Below are 17,342 nucleotides of genomic sequence, written 5' to 3'. Positions count from 1 at the left end.
CCTGGCCCTGCCGCTCTTGGGCAGGGGCCGCCGGACGCGGGTCACCCGGAATACTCGTGCCAGTGGTTCAACGTGTATCCGGCCTGGGTGAGTTGTTCGCTGATCACGGTTCGGTTCGGCGCGGCCGCGGCCGGCCGTGACTTCCCCGATCCAGGCGTGGAATCCGGATCGGCTGCGCGGCCGGATGTCTCTCTGCCCCACCCCACCGAAACGCTGTCGAGGTGGTGGCCTGGCGCGTCACGCGGTTGCGCTGTCACAGCCCTGTAACAGACCCCCTTGCCGGGCGCGGGGGCCGGTTTAGATCTCTGACCTGCGGCAAGAGGCGCCGGACGGGAGTCTTATGGCTGATGCGTGGCAATCGCCCCAACTCCTTCCCCCACACCTGCCGGTTCTTCCGGCGCATGAGAGAAACGAGCGTTACGTGAGCGAGAACGTGAAGCACCCGGACGGCCCGAACAGCGCAAGGAACAAGCGGCGTCTCGCCTTCGGCCTGACCGGCGGATTGGCGGCACTGACCGTGGGAGCGACTGCGATGGCCTCCACGGGTGGGGCCGTTTCGGGCAAGGCCGGTACGGGCGGGGACTCTTCCGCCCGGTCCCTGAAGGTGATGAGCCTGAACACCTGGCATGGTGGCGCGAAGGTCTCGGACGGGGTCAACAAGATCGCCCGGCAGGTCAAGTCGTCCGGCGCCGACGTCGTCGCCCTGCAGGAATCCTCCAGCCCCGTCGCCAAGGAGATCGCGGGCAAACTGGGGTGGAAGTACTACACGGCCAGCGGCACGGACGTCGACGTGGTCAGCAAGACGCCGATCGAGAAGACCGACTCGTTCTCGAAGGAGTCCTCCGGCGCGAAAGCGATCGCCGCGAAGATCCGGGGCGTGTGGGTGTACTCGATCCACCTCGACTACACGAAGTACGGCCCGTACAACGCCTGCTTCGACAAGGACAGTTACCAGCAGATCTACGCGGACGAGGCGAGCCGCAAGGCCCAGGCCCAGGACATAGCGCAGTGGACCGGCTCGGCACCGGCGATCGTCGCGGGAGACTTCAACACGCCCTCTCACCTGGACTGGACCGAGGCGACCAAGGCCAAGCACTGCAACTCGGCGGTCGAATGGCCCGCGACCAAGGCCTTCGCGGACAAGGGGTTCAAGGACTCCTACCGTGAACTGCACCCGAGCCCCGCGAAGGTGCCCGGCAACACCTGGTCCCCCGTGACGAAGAAGAACAGTGACTACGACAACAAGCCGGAGCCGCAGGACCGCATCGACTTCATCCTGCACAAGGGCGGCTCGCTGAAGCCCGCCACGTCCACCACCTTCGGGGGCGGGACGGACTGGCCCTCCGACCACCTGGCCGTCCTCACCACCTTCCGCCTCTGAGCGACCGCGCCCGGTCAGCGACCTGGGCCCTATTTGTTGCGCAGCTGGGGGCCGATGCGGCGTGTGTCGGTCCGCAGCGGGGGAACCGCGATCTCGAAGTCCTGACCGCTACCTTGCGGCTGGTGTCCGGGCTGGGAGCTGGGGCGGGGCCGAGGTACACGGGACCCCGATCCGTAGTCAGCGCTCAAGATCAATCGCGCCGATGACCGTTGTGCCGACGGCCCCCGACGGCCCCCGACGCCCCCGACGGGCGCCGGGATACAACCAACTCGGCCATGGCTCGTTGATCACGACATGAAGAACGTCTTTATGCACCGGCGGTGGCACATCGCGGTCACGGTCGCCGTCCTGACGCTGGGAGCTGCAGGCTCGGGGAACGCGCAGGCGAGCCCGGCGACCTCTGGCTGCCCCACGGTGGAGATTTTCGCCACCGACAACCCCGCGATCATCACCGATCCGGCCGACCCCCGGCTCAAGGCCCGCCTCACGCGCTTCGACCACGAGGTCCGCAGGATCATCCACGCCAACGGCGCGAAGCCCGGCACCTCAACCCTCCTGGACGGTGTCTTCTGGTCCGCCGAGCTGAAGCGGGCGACCTACGAGCGCTCCCGCGAGTTCGACGTCAGCAGGGTCGGCCGAGACGGACTCCGTCACATCGCCGGCGTCATCGCCAAGCGATATCACCAGGAGTCGGTTCTCACCTTCCGCTGTCTGCCGAGGACGTCGCCGGATACCGACGCGGTCGAGATCCAGGCCCCCGGCGTCAGCTCGACCCGCCTGCACGACGCGCTGCTCGCTGACCCGCGGGCCCGCGACGAGCTCGGCGGTGGCTCGACCACCCTCGACGGGCAGCTCATCCTCGTCGCCCCCATCGCAGACCTGCCCCTGGCCCAGAAGTTCACGAAGGAACTCGGCGTCGACTGGAACAAAGCCCAGGTGCGCTATGGCGACGAAGAGTTCGTGAACTGAAGCCCCACGCACCGCTGTTGGCGCGACGCGGGCGGGAGAACGGACGCCCCAAGCCGAGCCGCTTTTCCCTCTCGGCGAACTCCAGCATCAGCGCGAACGATCACCAAGCCGCCGGCTCGCCGCCAGTTCCACTCACGCCGTTCTTGTCGAGCCCTGCTGCCCCGGTGGCGGGGAACGCGGTCACGTCGCACGCGCAGGAAGGGTGCGCAGGAATGCGCGGACGTGTCGTAGCCATGTCGCCCGGTCTGCCTCGTTCAGAACATGTGCGGCGCCGGGCAGTTCGACGAGCTCGGCACCCGTGATGCCGGCCGCCAGCCGGTAGGAGCTCTCGGGGAGGACCAGTCTGTCCCCGGTCGGCGCCACCACCAGTACGGGGACGGACAGGTGCGCGAGGTCTGCCCGGACGTCCACCCGGGACGCCAGGTCGAAGTGGTGCGCCGTCCCCGGCGGCATAACGGCCAGTGTCTGGGTCACGAGAGCGTCGACGTCGGTGGGCGCGATGCCTGCCAGGTCCGTCGCGGACATGCAGGACAGGCAGGCGAGCCGGGCCACGTCCCCCCACTGCTCGGCAGCTGCAAGGGACTTGATGAGCTGGGCCGCCAGCGTCAGGGCCGGGTCCGCGACGGGGAATCCGGCGGTGAGGACGAGTGCCCTGACCCGCGCGGGGTGACGGGTGGCGACCCGGACAGCCACAGCACTGCCCAGCGACTCGCCGAGCACGGTGAATGACTCCTGCCCTGCCGCGACGGCGGACGCGACCAGTTGGTCGGCGAGTTCATCCAGCTCCAGGGGCTTCTCGGCGACAGAGGTACCGCCGGCGCCCGGGTAGTGCGGGCCGACGAGGGTGTGATCACGGGCGAGGTCGTCGAGAACAAGACCGAAGTTGCCGTGAATACCACCTCCGGCGCCGTGGGCGAGCAGCAGCGCAGGGCCGCTGCCCTTCACGACGACATCGAGGCGGGGAGCGGGGAGCGCTTGTTCGGTGGTCATGCCGACGACGCTAAACTCTGACATCAGTGTCAGAGTCAAGTCGTGAAATCCGGAGGCGAACCACGTGCGTATGCAGGAGATGGTCAGACGCACCGGCGTTCATGAGCGTCTGCTGCGCTATTACGAACAGCAGGGGCTGCTGGCACCGGACCGGCTGCCGAGCGGCTACCGGGTCTACAGCGAGACGGATGTGGAAACGGTGCGCCGTATCCGGTGCTTGCTGGCCGCGGGACTCCCGACCTCCCTGATCGCCCAGGTCCTGCCCTGCATCAAGGTCGACGAGGATCGCATCATGCCCACCTGCCCGGACCTGGTCGCCCAGTTGCAGCAGGAACACGAGAGGATCAGCCGAACCATCGAGGAACTGCAGGCATCCCGCGCGATGCTCGGCACCGTCATCGCCGATGCGCCGCTCCGGAGCGGTGAGAAGGCGCGGTGAAGGCCCCGGCCCAGGCCGCGCTGATCCGCCGACAGCCGCAGCGAATCCCACGCGGCCTACCGGCGAATCATCGACGCCGGCCATCCCGCCGTCGCTGAGCAACTACGCGTCAATCTGGACCAGGCCCGCAAGTGCCGCCGCCTCGCGGCGGCGACCCTGGCTCCGCGAAATCCCGGGTCAAGGCAGTGGCGTCGCCGGAAGAGGTCAACAGCGCCCGATGGATGGCTCCGGAGCCAGAATCTCCCGTCACGCCCAGATCACGGCGCATCGCCTCTCTCATGGCATCTATCAGCGACCAAACAGCATGCTGTGCCTCAGCGGCCGAGCGTAGGGTTTCGCCCGGCCGTGGGTTCCCTTGCTCCAAGCGTTTGACCTGCCCGTAGACACTGGTCAGCGTCTCGTTCACCTCGTGAGCGGGACCGATCACAGTGTCGGGCGCGATCATCAGGGACGCGGACCAGCGATCGCGGTAGGTGTCCTTGGTCGCTTCCAGCCCGTGAATGTCCTCGTCGCTGGGCGTGCCATCTCGCATGACGTACAAGTGACGGCTGAGCGCAGTGCCGAACTGCCTTGCATCCCGATGCAGCTCCGAATAGCAGCTCCGCCGCAGCTCGCGACTCTCGCGCGCGTCCTGGAGAGCCTGGGCCATCTCCAACTCGCGCGTCTTGGCCCTGTCGGCACCCCGCTGGGTGAGCAGCGCACCCCCGAGCGTTCCCGCCACACCAGCTACCGCAATCAGCACCGCCCCAACGTCCACCGAATCACCCTAGACCGTGCTTCTGGTGAGCTGCTCCAGGGCGATGGCTTGCCAGGGGCGGCGCAATGGCGACTCCCCCGAAGTCGGGCTGGGCGCCGTACTCCCGCCTCGACGTCCGACACGTACAGGCCGTGCGTGAGCTCGCGGAAAGGTCACTCGCGGGGGATCGCCCGGGCCTGGTGCTGGTCCGCGGCGTCGGTGCGCGGGTGGTGCGGCGATCCGGTCGGGTGTCTGGTGTGGGCGATGACCTCTGCCCGGTAGGCGGCTCTTGCCCGATCGTCGATGCCGAACGCCAGGTCGTTCAGACGCAGCATGCGGTCGACGGCGTCGTGGACGGATCGGGGGAACATGGACGTTGCCGCCAACAGCACGCCGAGTGGTCGGGGAACGACGGTACGGGCGCGGGGGCGACGGATCACGGCGGCGACCGCATCGGCCACCTGCTCCGCTCGGAGCGGGGTCAGCAGCCGGGGGCGGAGACCGGTTCCGGCGGCGGTGTCCGCCAGGTAGGGCAGAACGGTGCTGATGGCAACGCCGCAGGCGCGGACCTCAAGGCGCAGGGCTGCCGATAGGGCTTCCACTGCGGCCTTGGTGGCGCTGTAAAAGGCGAGGCCGGGGAGGGGCTTGAGCGCACACACGCTGGAAATGTTCACGATGTGCCCGTAGCCCTGCGCCCGCATCACGTTCAAAGCCGCGCGGCAGCCATGCAGGGTGCCGGCCACGTTGACCTGCCAGGTGTGCTCCAGGAGTGCGGATTCCTGCGCTTCCAGCAGCCCTTGTGGGAGGACACCCGCTTTGTTGACCCACACATCGATCCGTCCGCACTGAGCTGCGGACCCGGCGAGACGGTCGACGGCGGACCGTGAGCGCACGTCCGCGCATACACCGACCGGCCGGCCGGGCAGCTCGCCGGTGGCCTCGGCGACCCGCTCTCGGTCGATGTCGGCGAGGACGAGACGGTAGCCGTCCGCAGCCAGCCGGACCGCGATTGCCCGGCCGATACCCCGTCCGGCTCCGGTCACCACCGCCACCCGCGTTCCGGTGGGGTGCCGGCCCCGGTTCATCGCGCTCCCTCGGGTGGCCGGTCGCGAGAGGCCCGGGGCGACTTGCCGGTGGCCGCGGGGTGATGCACGTTGGATGCTCGTCGCCGATCGAGCACCACACCCGGATCATGTGGCGCGGCCCCAACCCCATCCCCAGCCCCATCCGTTCCGTTGTCGGTGCCTCGACGGGTGGCTCCGACCACCTCGGGGACGGCGGGGACGCCGTTCGGCGTCATGGGCGAGCCGCGCGTCCGTAACTCCACGGGTGTATGCGCTGACGTGATTCTCTGGATCACCGACGACCCTGACCCCACACCTACCTGAGCGCGTTCTGCATCACCTGCGGTGTCTTGCCTCGGGCCGTGCCCCGTGGATGTACTGGTCGGCCCAGGCGCTGATGATGTGGGCGGCTCGCTGCGCTTGTCCTCGTGCCGTCAGGAAATGATCTGCCCCTTCGAGCGAGACGAAGCTTCGCGGGTGTCGTGCCTCGCGGAAGATCTCCCCGGCGTTGTCGATGTCGACGGTGTTGTCGGTCGGCGAATGCAGGACGAGCAGCGGCCGGTCCAACTCTCGAATCCGGTCGCGCAGGTGAGCACGGCGGACGTCTTCGACGAAGGCGCGCTTGAGGACCAGGGTCCTCCCGCCGACGAACCACTCGTGCGACCCGTCGCTGAGAACGCGATCCACGACCGCGTCGTACTGTCGCTCGACGTGGCTGGGGTCGGAAGGCGCTCCGATGGTGGCGACCGCGCGGACGCCGGTTGCCTCAGCCGCTGCGGCGAGGACGGCGGCGCCTCCCCACGAGTGTCCCACCAGCAGGTCTGCTGGGGTCCCCCGCTCGGCCATCAGGGCTGCCGCACGGACCGTGTCCTGGACCTTGATGGTGAAGGAACCGTCCCCCCAGTCGCCGTCGGAGTCCCCGATCCCGAGGTTGTCGAAGCGCAGCATGCCGATCCCCTCGCGTGCCAGCTGCTTGCTGACGCGCGAGGCGGCCGGCGAGTCCTTGCCGAGCGTGAATCCGTGCACGAAGATCCCCCAGCCTCGGATCTCGCCGTCTGGCAGGTCGATCGTTCCGGCCAGTTCGGGGCCGACGACGCTCCGGAATCTCACTTTTTCGGTCATGTTGCGATCACCTAGGCAGGGACTGTTCGTGGGCAGGGGGACGAGGGCGACACCGGCTGATGCCACGCGTGTGCCCCGAGCAGGAGCGTAGAGCAGTGAGGGCGGTGCTTGCCGCTCCCGGCGCTTCAGTCGGTCGGCTTCTTCACGGAGGTCGGCTCGGCGGTGAGCAGCGCAGTGATCTCATCGGCGAGGTGCGGGCCGAGCTCGCCCCAGCCGTCCTTGTAGCCGTATACGCCGGCCAGCGTACGGGCCTCGTAGTCGCCGTTCATGATCTCGATGTCGGTGGCCGTGATGAGTGCCGGGTGGGCGACGCCGACGGCCGCCGAGATCTTCATCAGTTCCTTGCGGAGGGTGCGCAGGTAGACAGCGGCCCGGGTGGCCTTCGAGGTCGGGTCGAGGCCGCGGGCCAGCCACGGGTTCTGGGTGGCGATGCCGGTGGGGCACTTGTCGGTGTGGCACTTCTGCGCCTGGATGCAGCCGATCGACAGCATCGCCTCACGGGCCACGTTGATCATGTCGGCACCCAGAGCGAAGGCGACCGCGGCGTTCTCGGGCAGGCCGAGCTTGCCGGAGGCGATGAAGGTCAGGTCGTCGGTCAGCCCCAGCTCGGCGAAGGCGCCGTAGACCCGGGAGAATCCCATCCGGAAGGGCAGCGACATCGAGTCGGAGAAGGTCAGCGGCGCCGCCCCGGTGCCACCCTCGCCGCCGTCGATGGTCACGAAGTCGACACCACGGTCACCACGCGCCATCAGCCTGGCCAGCTCCTGCCAGAACTCCATCTCGCCCACCGCGCTCTTGATTCCGACCGGCAGGCCGGTCTCGGTGGCGAGCAGTTCGACGAAGTCGAGCATCGAGTCGACGTCGCTGAACGCGGTGTGCCGCGACGGGGAGGCGCAGTCCTCGCCGAGCGGGATACCGCGGATCTCGGCGATCTCCGGGGTCACCTTGGCGCCCGGCAGCATCCCGCCCAGCCCTGGCTTGGCACCCTGGGAGAGCTTGATCTCGATCGCCTTGACCGGGGCGCCGGCGACCACATCCTTGAGCTTGTCGATGTTGAAGCTGCCGTCCTCGTTGCGGCAGCCGAAATAGGACGTACCGATTTGAAGGACGAGGTCCCCGCCGTTGCGGTGGTACGGCGAGAGACCGCCCTCGCCCGTGTTGTGCAGGGTGCCCGCCAGCGCCGCCCCCTTGTTGAGCGCCGTGATCGCCGCGCCGGAGAGCGATCCGAAGCTCATCGCCGAGACGTTCACCACGCTCGCCGGCCGGAACGCCTTGGCGCGCCCGCGCGGCCCGCCCAGCACCTTGGCTGACGGCAGTGGGGCCTGCGGGTCGTGCGCGTCGGGCAGCGTGCCGGCGAACGTGCGCTGCTTCAGGTATGCGTGCCCCTGCATGTGCTCGACGTCGTTGTCGGTTCCGAACCCGAAGTAGTTGTTCTCCCCCTTCGCCGACGCGTAGATCCAGGTGCGCTGATCACGGCTGAACGGGCGCTCCTCGTCGTTGGAGGTCACTATGTACTGCCGCAGCTCCGGCCCGATCGTCTCCAACAGATACCGGGCGTGCCCGATCACGGGGAAGTTCCGGAGCAATGCGTGCTTCTTCTGGACAAGGTCACGGGCGGCGACCAGCCCCAATGCTGCTGCGGTGGCTGCGGCTATGCTCCGGGCGCGCATGAACGTACCTCTCCTCGATGCTCGACTCCATTGCCGTGCGGCGGAGTCGTCGTGTCGTGTCGGGCGTTGGGCGGCGGGCACGACCCAGCGGGCGTCAGCGTCCGTCGGAGAACGCGAAATGATAGTAGGGGCTTGCCCGGACAGGTGTGGGGTCAGGGTCGTCGGGTGGGGCGGTCGTCCCAGCGGTGGTGGTCCAGGCGCGCCGGAACGGGCTCCCAATTGCCGTGCGATCGCTTGGCAGTTGGCCTCTACGGTGCAAGGGCTGCCGGGGTCGTTGTTGGCCACTTCGTTCACCTTTTGAAGTGATGCCAACAGTCTTGACGCCCATCCTTACGCCGAGTTAACTCAAGCCGTGCATCAGGTCTGGACCAGTCCGAACTGCCCTGGTCCCGATGTCGTTCCCGGTCGGCCGAACCGACTGTGCACCGCTTCTCGGAGGGCAGCCAGCCATGCCTTGAGCGTCCAGGTCTTCAACGCCCCCTCAGCTCTCCCGTGTACACGCACCTCTGACGGCAGCGCAGCCGTCCCCGGGCCGACGCCCGCTCCCCCCACCGCACAGGAGCCCTTATGAGTTCACCAGCACGGCACGGAAGCAGATCTCGGTCACGGCACATACGCGGCGCTCACCGGAGCGCGATCGGCGTGGTCGCCGCCGCGCTCATCGGCGGCACCATGACCGCTGCGGCCGGCGCCGTACCGTCCGACGGGCCCAAGGCGGCCGACGTGCCGCAGGCCGTGGCCCCCTACCTGTACAATGGCTGGGGCAACCCGCCCGATCCAGCCGAGGTGATGGACGCCACCGGCGTCAAGTGGTTCACCCTGGCCTTCGTCCTCAGCAACGGCACGTGCGACCCGCAGTGGGACGGCAGCCGTCCCCTCACCGGCGGCGTCGACGCGCGGACCGTGGACGCGATCCGCGCCAAGGGCGGCGACGTCATCCCCTCCTTCGGCGGGGCCAACGGCAACAAGCTGGAACAGACCTGCCCGGACGCCCCGGCCCTGGCCGGCGCGTACCAGAAGGTGATCGACGCCTACGGCCTGAAGGCGATCGACATCGATATCGAGGGCGATGCCTACGACGACCCCCAGGTGCAGCAGAAGACGATCGACGCGCTGAAGCAGGTGAAGGCCCACAACTCCGGCCTGACGACGTACGTCACGTTCCCCAGCGCCCAGGACGGCCCGGACGACAGCATGATCAAGCGGGCCGCGGGCTCCGGTCTGGAGGTGGACGGCTGGACGATCATGCCGTTCGACTTCGGCGACGCGGGCGGTCAGGACATGGGCGAGCTGACGAAGAAGGCCGCCGAGGGGCTGAAGACCACGGTCAAGGACGCATACGACTACAGCGACGACGCGGCCTACCAGCACAGCGGTATCTCGTCGATGAACGGCATCACCGACGCCAACGAGCGGGTCACACCGCAGAACTTCGAGGCCATCCGCACCTACGCCCAGGAACACCGCCTCGCCCGCCTCACCTACTGGTCGGCCAACCGCGACCGCCCCTGCCCCGGCGCCTATCCCAACGACGACACCTGCTCCGGCGTGGACCAGGAACCCTGGCAGTTCACCAAGATCTTCGCCGGATACACGGGCTGAGCGGGGGAATCGTGAAGCTGCACATGACCCGCGACGAGTCGGGCCGGCCGCGCCATCGCAGGCGCCGCGCCCTGCCCACCGCTGCCGCCGCCCTCGTCCTCGCGGCCGGCACCGTGGCCCTCCTTTCCCCCCACAGCGCCAGCGCAGGCCCCGGACACTTCACACCGCGGAAGCACATCACCGCGGCGGACGCGCCGGACCTCGGCCCCAACGTCGACATCTTCGACCCTTCGATGCCCAAGAACCAGATCCAGTCCCGGCTCGACACCGTCTTCAAGGAGCAGGAGAAGAACCAGTTCGGCGAGGAACGACACGCCCTGCTGTTCAAGCCGGGAAAGTACGACGTGGACGCCAACATCGGCTTCTCCACCCAAATCGCCGGGCTCGGCCTGTCGCCCGACGACACCGACATCAACGGCGATGTGCACGCCGAGGCGGACTGGTTCGGCGACAACGCCACGCAGAACTTCTGGCGCGACGCCGAGAACATGGCCGTGACCCCGGCGAGCGGCACCGACCGGTGGGCCGTCTCGCAAGCCGCGCCGTTCCGCCGGATGCATGTGAAGGGGAATCTGCAGCTGGATCCGCGGAATCACGGCTGGTCAAGCGGCGGCCTGCTCGCCGACACCAAGGTGGATGGCTCGGTCTCCTCCGGCTCGCAGCAGCAGTACCTCTCCCGCAACACCGAGTGGAGCGGCTGGAACGGCTCCAACTGGAACATGGTGTTCGTCGGAGCGACCAACCCGCCGGCCGGCAACTTCCCCCAGCCGCCATACACCACGGTGGACAAGACCCCCAAGTCCCGGGAGAAGCCGTTCCTCTACGTCGACGACTCGGACGCGTACAAGGTCTTCGTCCCCGGCGTCGCCGCGGACACCCGGGGCACCAGCTGGTCCGGCGGCGCCCCCAAAGGCACATCACTGCCGCTGAGTGACTTCTTCATCGCCAAGCCCGGCATGACGGCGTCCCAGATCAACGGAGCGCTGAACCAGGGCAAGCACCTGCTGCTCACGCCCGGCGTCTACCACCTGGACGCCACGATCAAGGTGACGAGGCCGGATACCGTGGTGCTCGGCCTCGGCCTGGCCACCCTCGTCCCCGACGGCGGGGTCACCGCCCTCTCGGTGGCCGACGTCGACGGAGCGAACATCGCGGGTCTGCTGATCGACGCCGGCCGGGAGACCTCGGACACGCTGATGGAGATCGGCCCGAAGGGCGCTTCGGCAGACCACTCCGGCAACCCCTCCTCCCTGCACGACGTCTACTTCCGGGTCGGCGGCGCGGGCGTCGGCAAGGCGACCAAGAGCCTCGTCGTCAACAGCTCGGACGTCATCGGGGACCACACCTGGATCTGGCGGGCAGACCACGGCGACGGGGTCGGCTGGACGCAGAACACCGCGGACAGCGGACTGACCGTCAACGGCGACGACGTCACGATGTACGGCCTGTTCGTCGAGCACTACCAGAAGGACCAGGTGGTCTGGAACGGCAACCACGGCCGGACGTACTTCTTCCAGAACGAGATGCCCTACGACCCGCCGGACCAGGCAGCCTGGATGGACGGCGACACCAAGGGCTACGCCGCGTACAAGGTGGCCGACAACGTCACCGACCACCAGGCGTACGGCCTGGGCAGCTACTGCTACTTCAACGTCAACAAGTCGGTCGCCGCCGACCGCGCCTTCCAGGTACCCCGCGCGGACGGCGTGACGCTCCACCACATGGTGGCGGTCTCGCTCGGCGGTACGGGCACGATCAACCACGTCATCAACGACCGGGGCGGCCCGGCGAACACGGACCACCAGCAGGCCTACGTGGTGGACTACCCCTAGCCCGCGCCCCCACCCACTCCTCCCTCCCGTCCCCACAACGAACGGCCGCCGGCACCAACGGCGGCCGTTCGCGGGTTCCCGGTGGTGGTGCGCTGTCATCACAGGCTCAGCAGCAGGTCCCGGACCGCTGCAGGCTGGGACAGGAACGGGTGGTGGCCGGCGTCGAGCTCAATGACGTTGCCGGCACGGCGGGCGAACTCGCGCTGCAGCCGCGGCGGGGTGCCCCGGTCCTGAGCGCAGACGAGGTACGTCGAGGGCAACTGCTGCCATGCGGCCGCTCCGACGGGCTGCACGGTGACCTGCACGCTCTGCCGGGCGAGGTGGTCCGCCGCCTGTGCCTGGACCTGGGCGTCGCAGTCCTGCAGGAACGTGTCCGCGAGCAGCTCGGGGCGGACCCCGAACGTGCCGGCGTCGGGGTCGACGTCGAGGAACGGGGCGGGGCTGCCGTCCCCGAACTCCGACAGGCTCTGCCCGACCTCGGGCAGGTAGCTGGAGACCAGCAGCAGGTGGCGCACCGACCCGATGCCCGCAGCGGCTTCCGCGGTGACGACACCGCCGTAGCTGTGGGCGACCACCACGGTCGGCTCGTCGCCGGCCTGCAGCACCTGCCGCACCGCGGCAACATCCTCGGGCAGCCCCGGACCGCCGGCGCCGCCGGGCAGGCCCGCCTCGCCGCAGCTCGGTAGCGCCGGGGCCACGCTCGGCACCCCACGCTCCTGCAGCAGCTCGGCGGTGCGGTGCCACCACCACGACCCGTCCCGCACGCACGCCCCGTGTACGAACACGACTCTCATCGCCACCTCCAGGCCGGCCTCGACTGCCCCGCCCCCCGGGCCGGCATTCCTATCGTCATGGCCCGGTCTCGTGTTGTCAGCTTCTCCCTTGATCCGGGGCATCCGCCGCTACGCCGGCAGATCTCCTGCACCCTGCGCGCGCCCCGCGGCTAGCGCACGAGGTCGCGTTGATACCAGGTGCCTGGCTTACCGCTGAGGTGGGCCGGGTCGGCCGGGCCGACGGGGGCGAACCCGGCTTTGGTCAGCACCTTCCGGGACGCGGCATTCTGGCTGGTGGTGGCCGCCCGCAGCGTGCGCAGCCCGTGCTGGGTCGCCGCCAGCCGACACAGCTCCCGGACAGTCGCGGTGGCCACGCCGTGGCCGGCAACATGCTGCGCGACCCGGTAGCCGAGTTCCGCAGTGTGGTCTTCAATGTCGATCAGATTGAACCTGCCGAGTACCGAGCCGTCCTCGGCGACGAGCACGTGGAAGGCGCAGATGCCGGCCTCCTGCTCAGCCAGCAAGGCGTTGTACCGGGCGGTGAACTGGCCGAAGAAGTCGTCGCCGCGGTCAGGGACGGAGGCAGCGAAGTAGGAGCGGTTCGCCAGCTCGAAGGCCAGGACCGCCGGGGCATGACCGGCATGCAGTCGCTTCAGCTCAGGCATTGCCCGACCTTACTCAGGGAGTGCGCCGTGGCCACCTGAATTTCCGCCAGCGGCAGACAGCCCCAACGCCGACTCGCCGGGCCCCAGTCCAGCCCCGGCGGTTGCCGAAGCTGGACGCCGACACCACCTGGTGCCGTCTTGCGGTCCTTGCCAGCTGTCTCCACACGAATTCCGGCACCGCCTCCGAGCCGCCGCGCAACGTCGCGGGCTGCCACGCCTTGAGCAGCGCAGACCTGGCCCTCCACGAGCTGTGGCTCCTCGCCGGGCACCGCCGGGTTCGACGGACGGACCGGACCTTGGCGGTCTTGGGACTCAACATTGGCCCTTGCCGCCGTGCTTTCACGGCTGAGCGGATTTCCTCGCACCAGTCCGGTGGCCTTCTTGCCACTGGCTGTCCTCGCATGGGGGCAGGCATGGTCAGGCATGGCGCCTCAACCGCGGCACATGGACATCCACTCCCTGCCCACACGCGTGGGCCCGGCCCTACGGACGCTGCCTGAGCGGCGACGGGTGGACTGCGGCCCTGGTTCGGGCGGACCTGCCGCAGGCGAACGCGCCGGAGCGGAGGCGTTGTGTTCTTGATCGCGAACCACCTCCGCTCCCGTCGTCTACAGTGCATGAGACCGTCTACTGGCTTGTAGTCGCTCGAGGTGCGGATACCCGGCCGTCCCTGCACGGCCGACTGCGACAAGGGCAACTCGCCCGGGGTCGATCCGTCCCACCTTGTCAGGGATGGAAAGCCGCGAGATCGGCGTCCGCGTCGCGTCCGCCAGGGGCGCTGAGGTCCGGCCGTCGGCCGTTGACGGTCGGCCCGCCCGTCGGGCCGTGGTCGGCGCGTAGCCGGGACGAGCCCCCGAGTCAGCGAGGAGAACATTGTTGCGTCTCACCATCCTGGTCGTCGAAGACGACCACGCCCTGCGGGACGTACTGGTGCGCGGACTGCGCGACGAGGGCTTCGACACGAAGGCCGCACAGGACGGCGCCATCGCGCTGCGCCTGGTCGGCGACGGCGTGCACGCTGTCGTGCTGGACGTCGGACTGCCGGACGCGGACGGACGGGACGTGTGCCAAGCGATGCGGGCGCAGGGGTTCCTCGGCCCGGTCGTCTTCCTGACCGCGCACCACCGGCTCAGCGACCGCCTCAGCGGGTTCTCCGCCGGGGGCGACGACTACCTTCCCAAGCCCTTCCACCTCACCGAGCTCGCCGCCAGATTGCGCGCCGCCCTCAAACGTTCCGGGCCCCCGGCGCCCACGGCTACCGGGGACCTGGTCCTCGATCCGGTGCACCACAGCCTGGGCGTGCGGGGCGTCGATGTGGCGCTGACCCCCACCGAGTTCCGGCTGCTGGCCGCGCTGATGGCCGGCCTCGGAGCGGTGGTGCGCAGACGGGAGCTGGTCAGGGTCGGCTGGCCCGAGGGCGCACACGTCAGCGACAACACCCTCGACCAGTATCTGAGCCGTCTGCGGCGCAAGATCCGGGAGGCGGGCAGCGGGCTGACGATCAGCACCGTCCGCGGAGTCGGGCACCGGCTGTCATGACCGCCCGGACCCGCCTTGTCACGCTGGCCGCCCGCTGCCGTCCGCGCACCTTGCGGGGCCGGTTGTCCCTGGTGGCGCTCACCACCGCCGCGTTGGTGATGGTGATCCTCACTGTCGTGTTCAACACGATCGTCCGCCGGCACCTGCAGCAGCAGGCGGACGACGAGCTGCGCACCCGTGCCGCCGCGGTGGCCGCAACGGTCGACACGCGTCACCACCCGGTACGTGTCCTGGAGACCCCGGACGACGCCGTCCTCGACACCAACGTATGGATCTACGCGGGCAGCCGGCTGCTGGAGCACCCCGCCTCCACGCCACCTGGCGCCACCCTCACCCGCACTGCGGCGGACCTCGCCGCGCGCGGCGGCAGACACTGCGCCGAGGTGACGGCCGGCGACCCGATACGCCTGTGTGCCGAGCCCGTGGGCGCGGTCCGGCCGGGCGCCGGACCCGCCGCCGTCGTCGTCACCGCCATGGACCTCGCGCCCTACCGCTCCTCCGCAGACACGTTGCTCATTGCCTCCCTCGCGCTGGACACCACCGTCCTGGCCGGTACCTACGTCCTGACCCGGCTGGCGGTGGGGCGCGCCCTGCGGCCCGTGCGGGCGATGACCGAGCAGGCCACCCAGTGGAGCGTGGTCGCCTCCGAGCAGCGTTTCGGCGCCGGGGACCGCCCCGCCGAGCTGACGCGGCTCGGGGCCTCACTGGACGAGCTGCTGGACCGTATCCGTGCCGTGCTGCGCCACGAACAGCAGCTCACCCGGGAGCTTTCGCACGAGCTGCGCAACCCCCTGGCTCGGATCACCGCCGAACTCGACTGGTGGCAGGCCCGGCCCCGCTCCACCGTCGAAACCCGTGCCACACATGCATCCATCTCCGATGCCGCCGACTCGATGCGCACCATCTGCGAGACCGTCCTCGACGACGCCCGGGCCGGCGCGCACACCGTTCCTGGCACGACGGATGTCATGGTCGTACTGCGCCGCCTCACCGCACGGCTCAGCGCTCCCGGGAAGGCCGCGATCACAGTCACCGGCCCGGACCCGCTGGTGGCCGGGGTGCCCGACGCACTGCTGGAACGCATCGTCGCCACGCTCGCCGACAACGCACAGCGCTATGCCCGTACCAGGGTCGGCATCGAGGCTTCGCCGGGGCCCGACGGCATTCGTGTGGCCGTCATCGACGACGGTCCCGGCGTCCCGGCCTCGTTCACCGCGGACCTCTTCCAGCCGGGCCGCCGAGCCGACCCCGCGGACGGACACGGCGGCGCGGGCCTCGGGCTGCCGCTCGCGAGGCGCCTGGCCCGTTCCGCCGGTGGTGAGGTGACCTATGACGCCGGGCACGCCCCGGGTGCGTGCTTCGTGGCCTGGCTGCCCGCCGGATGACCCGGCCGCGCTCGGCGATGCCCCCGCCCGGTATCCGGCGGGCGGGGGCGCCGCCGGGCCCTCGTGCCGCCGCTCAGGAGACGCCCGTCAGGGTCGTGTCCTTCGGCGCGGCGGTGCGGCGCTCCTGCACGTGGGCGTAGCCCATGAGGCCGATGAGGACCGCGAGGAGTACGGCCGAAGAACCCGCCGTGCCGAGGTCGAGGCCGCCCTTGGCGAGCGGCTTGGTGAGGAAGTCGCCGGTGGTGGCCCCGAGGGGGCGGGTGAGCACGAAGGCGATCCAGAACAGCACCACGTTCGGCACGGCGGGCACGCGCATCAGACCGACGAGTACGGCGAGCACACCGGTGACGAGCAGGGCGCCGCCCGCGTAGCCGAGTCCGGAGCTGTCGGAGAGGAAGTCGCCCATCGAGGTGCCGAGCGTGTTCGATACGAGGATCGCCGCCCAGAAGAGGGCCTCCGCGCGGAAGGTGACGATGTCGCGGATGGCGAACGTCAGCCCGGTGCACTTCCAGATGACGAAGATGACGAGCAACAGCGAGATCAAGATGGCGGCCCCGGTGGGGTAGCCCAGCCCCAGGCCCTGCGGTCCCCAGCCGAGCGACTTCGCGCCGTCGGTGAGGAACTTGGCGCTGGCGTCCCGGTTCATGAAGTCGGACATCGTGGTGCCCGCCATGCTCGTGGAGAGGATGACGGTCCAGTAGAAGAAGGGGTTGTAGCGCCGGGACCGGAGCTGGACGACCAGGGTGACCACGAAGATCAGGAACAGCGCGAGGGTGGTCAGGAAGTAGCCGAGCTTGAGGGTCTGGGCGAAGAGGTCGCCGGCCGTCTCGCCGAGGGTTGTCGCGGCGGTCTTCATGACCCAGAAGGCCAGCGTGACCTCCGGCAACTTCCGCAGCACGTACCTGTCGGTGCTTGCGACGTCGATGTCGGTCAGGACTTCGGGCTCAGGCAAGGTCGATCCCTCCTGGGGGGCGCCTCCGCCCCTCACGTCGTGACGTGAGGCCTTGCGAAGTGCGCACAATGGCGGCATAGGACGGGTCCGAGACGCACCGCCGACAGCGATGGCTTCGCACCCCGCCCGACGCTCCCAGTCACAACCTGAACGCATCCTGAACGCGGGCGACCGCTCCCGTACATCAGCCCCGGACGGGTGAAGCCGGCCTCCGGAGCCCGGG

General features: G+C 69.4%; 15 protein-coding genes. 7 read left to right on the top strand and 8 right to left on the bottom strand.

From position 1 onward, the window contains the following. The first annotated feature begins 421 nt into the window (after positions 1 to 421). Entirely contained in the window at positions 422 to 1,381 is a 960-nt protein-coding gene (locus ACIRPT_RS27945; protein WP_403831903.1) for an endonuclease/exonuclease/phosphatase family protein, read from the top strand. A 294-nt stretch (positions 1,382 to 1,675) separates the two neighbouring features. Then, positions 1,676 to 2,350 (top strand): hypothetical protein, encoded by a 675-nt coding sequence (locus ACIRPT_RS27940; protein WP_403831900.1) that lies wholly within the window; start codon positions 1,676 to 1,678, stop codon positions 2,348 to 2,350. Positions 2,351 to 2,530: 180 nt separating this feature from the next. Here ACIRPT_RS27940 and ACIRPT_RS27935 read toward each other — a convergent pair whose 3' ends face one another. Then, positions 2,531 to 3,340 carry an alpha/beta fold hydrolase gene (locus ACIRPT_RS27935; protein ID WP_403831897.1) on the bottom strand — a complete coding sequence of 270 codons (810 nt, stop codon included), beginning with the start codon at positions 3,338 to 3,340 and terminating at the stop codon, positions 2,531 to 2,533. Positions 3,341 to 3,404: 64 nt separating this feature from the next. On the opposite strand from ACIRPT_RS27935, the gene ACIRPT_RS27930 reads away from it, so the two are divergent. After that, positions 3,405 to 3,779 (top strand): MerR family transcriptional regulator, encoded by a 375-nt coding sequence (locus tag ACIRPT_RS27930; protein WP_403831895.1) that lies wholly within the window; start codon positions 3,405 to 3,407, stop codon positions 3,777 to 3,779. Positions 3,780 to 3,888: 109 nt separating this feature from the next. Here ACIRPT_RS27930 and ACIRPT_RS27925 read toward each other — a convergent pair whose 3' ends face one another. The 4 genes from ACIRPT_RS27925 to ACIRPT_RS27910 all read right to left on the bottom strand — a co-directional run bounded on the left by ACIRPT_RS27925 (position 3,889) and on the right by ACIRPT_RS27910 (position 8,371). Next, positions 3,889 to 4,536, bottom strand: coding sequence for a hypothetical protein (locus tag ACIRPT_RS27925; protein ID WP_403831892.1), 648 nt, complete (start codon positions 4,534 to 4,536; stop codon positions 3,889 to 3,891). 152 nt (positions 4,537 to 4,688) lie between these two features. After that, a complete protein-coding gene (locus ACIRPT_RS27920; RefSeq protein WP_403831889.1) occupies positions 4,689 to 5,600 on the bottom strand; it encodes an SDR family NAD(P)-dependent oxidoreductase in 912 nt (303 codons plus the stop codon). Between the two features lie 315 nt (positions 5,601 to 5,915). Then, positions 5,916 to 6,701 (bottom strand): alpha/beta hydrolase family protein, encoded by a 786-nt coding sequence (locus ACIRPT_RS27915; RefSeq protein ID WP_403831887.1) that lies wholly within the window; start codon positions 6,699 to 6,701, stop codon positions 5,916 to 5,918. 125 nt (positions 6,702 to 6,826) lie between these two features. Beyond that, on the bottom strand, positions 6,827 to 8,371 hold the full coding sequence (locus ACIRPT_RS27910) for an FMN-binding glutamate synthase family protein (protein WP_403831884.1): 1,545 nt from the start codon (positions 8,369 to 8,371) through the stop codon (positions 6,827 to 6,829). A gap of 567 nt (positions 8,372 to 8,938) precedes the next feature. Here ACIRPT_RS27910 and ACIRPT_RS27905 point away from each other — a divergent pair. Further along, positions 8,939 to 9,973, top strand: coding sequence for a chitinase (locus ACIRPT_RS27905; RefSeq protein ID WP_403831882.1), 1,035 nt, complete (start codon positions 8,939 to 8,941; stop codon positions 9,971 to 9,973). Between the two features lie 23 nt (positions 9,974 to 9,996). Then, a complete protein-coding gene (locus tag ACIRPT_RS27900; RefSeq protein WP_403832026.1) occupies positions 9,997 to 11,805 on the top strand; it encodes a coagulation factor 5/8 type domain-containing protein in 1,809 nt (602 codons plus the stop codon). A gap of 98 nt (positions 11,806 to 11,903) precedes the next feature. On the opposite strand, the gene ACIRPT_RS27895 is transcribed toward ACIRPT_RS27900, so the two are convergent. Both ACIRPT_RS27895 and ACIRPT_RS27890 read right to left on the bottom strand, forming a co-directional pair. Next, complete coding sequence (locus tag ACIRPT_RS27895) at positions 11,904 to 12,599, bottom strand: alpha/beta fold hydrolase (RefSeq protein WP_403831879.1); 696 nt, start codon at positions 12,597 to 12,599, stop codon at positions 11,904 to 11,906. A gap of 149 nt (positions 12,600 to 12,748) precedes the next feature. Next, a complete protein-coding gene (locus ACIRPT_RS27890) occupies positions 12,749 to 13,243 on the bottom strand; it encodes a GNAT family N-acetyltransferase (RefSeq protein WP_403831876.1) in 495 nt (164 codons plus the stop codon). Positions 13,244 to 14,119: 876 nt separating this feature from the next. Between ACIRPT_RS27890 and ACIRPT_RS27885 the strand changes: the two genes are divergently transcribed. Further along, the gene (locus ACIRPT_RS27885) at positions 14,120 to 14,782 is read left to right on the top strand and encodes a response regulator transcription factor (protein WP_403509728.1); all 663 of its coding nucleotides are present in this window, start codon (positions 14,120 to 14,122) and stop codon (positions 14,780 to 14,782) included. Further along, a complete protein-coding gene (locus ACIRPT_RS27880; RefSeq protein WP_403831873.1) occupies positions 14,779 to 16,167 on the top strand; it encodes a sensor histidine kinase in 1,389 nt (462 codons plus the stop codon). Before ACIRPT_RS27885 ends, ACIRPT_RS27880 begins: the two co-directional genes overlap by 4 nt. A gap of 73 nt (positions 16,168 to 16,240) precedes the next feature. Here the strand turns inward: ACIRPT_RS27880 and ACIRPT_RS27875 are convergent, their stop codons facing one another. After that, positions 16,241 to 17,119 carry a hypothetical protein gene (locus tag ACIRPT_RS27875; RefSeq protein ID WP_403831870.1) on the bottom strand — a complete coding sequence of 293 codons (879 nt, stop codon included), beginning with the start codon at positions 17,117 to 17,119 and terminating at the stop codon, positions 16,241 to 16,243. Positions 17,120 to 17,342: the final 223 nt, after the last annotated feature.

This window comes from Streptomyces sp. NPDC101227, from assembly GCF_044767545.1.
In the GTDB taxonomy this organism is placed as follows: Bacteria; Actinomycetota; Actinomycetes; order Streptomycetales; family Streptomycetaceae; genus Streptomyces.
Note: the sequence above shows the minus strand (reverse complement) of the source record. Positions and strands in the feature narration are given on the sequence as shown.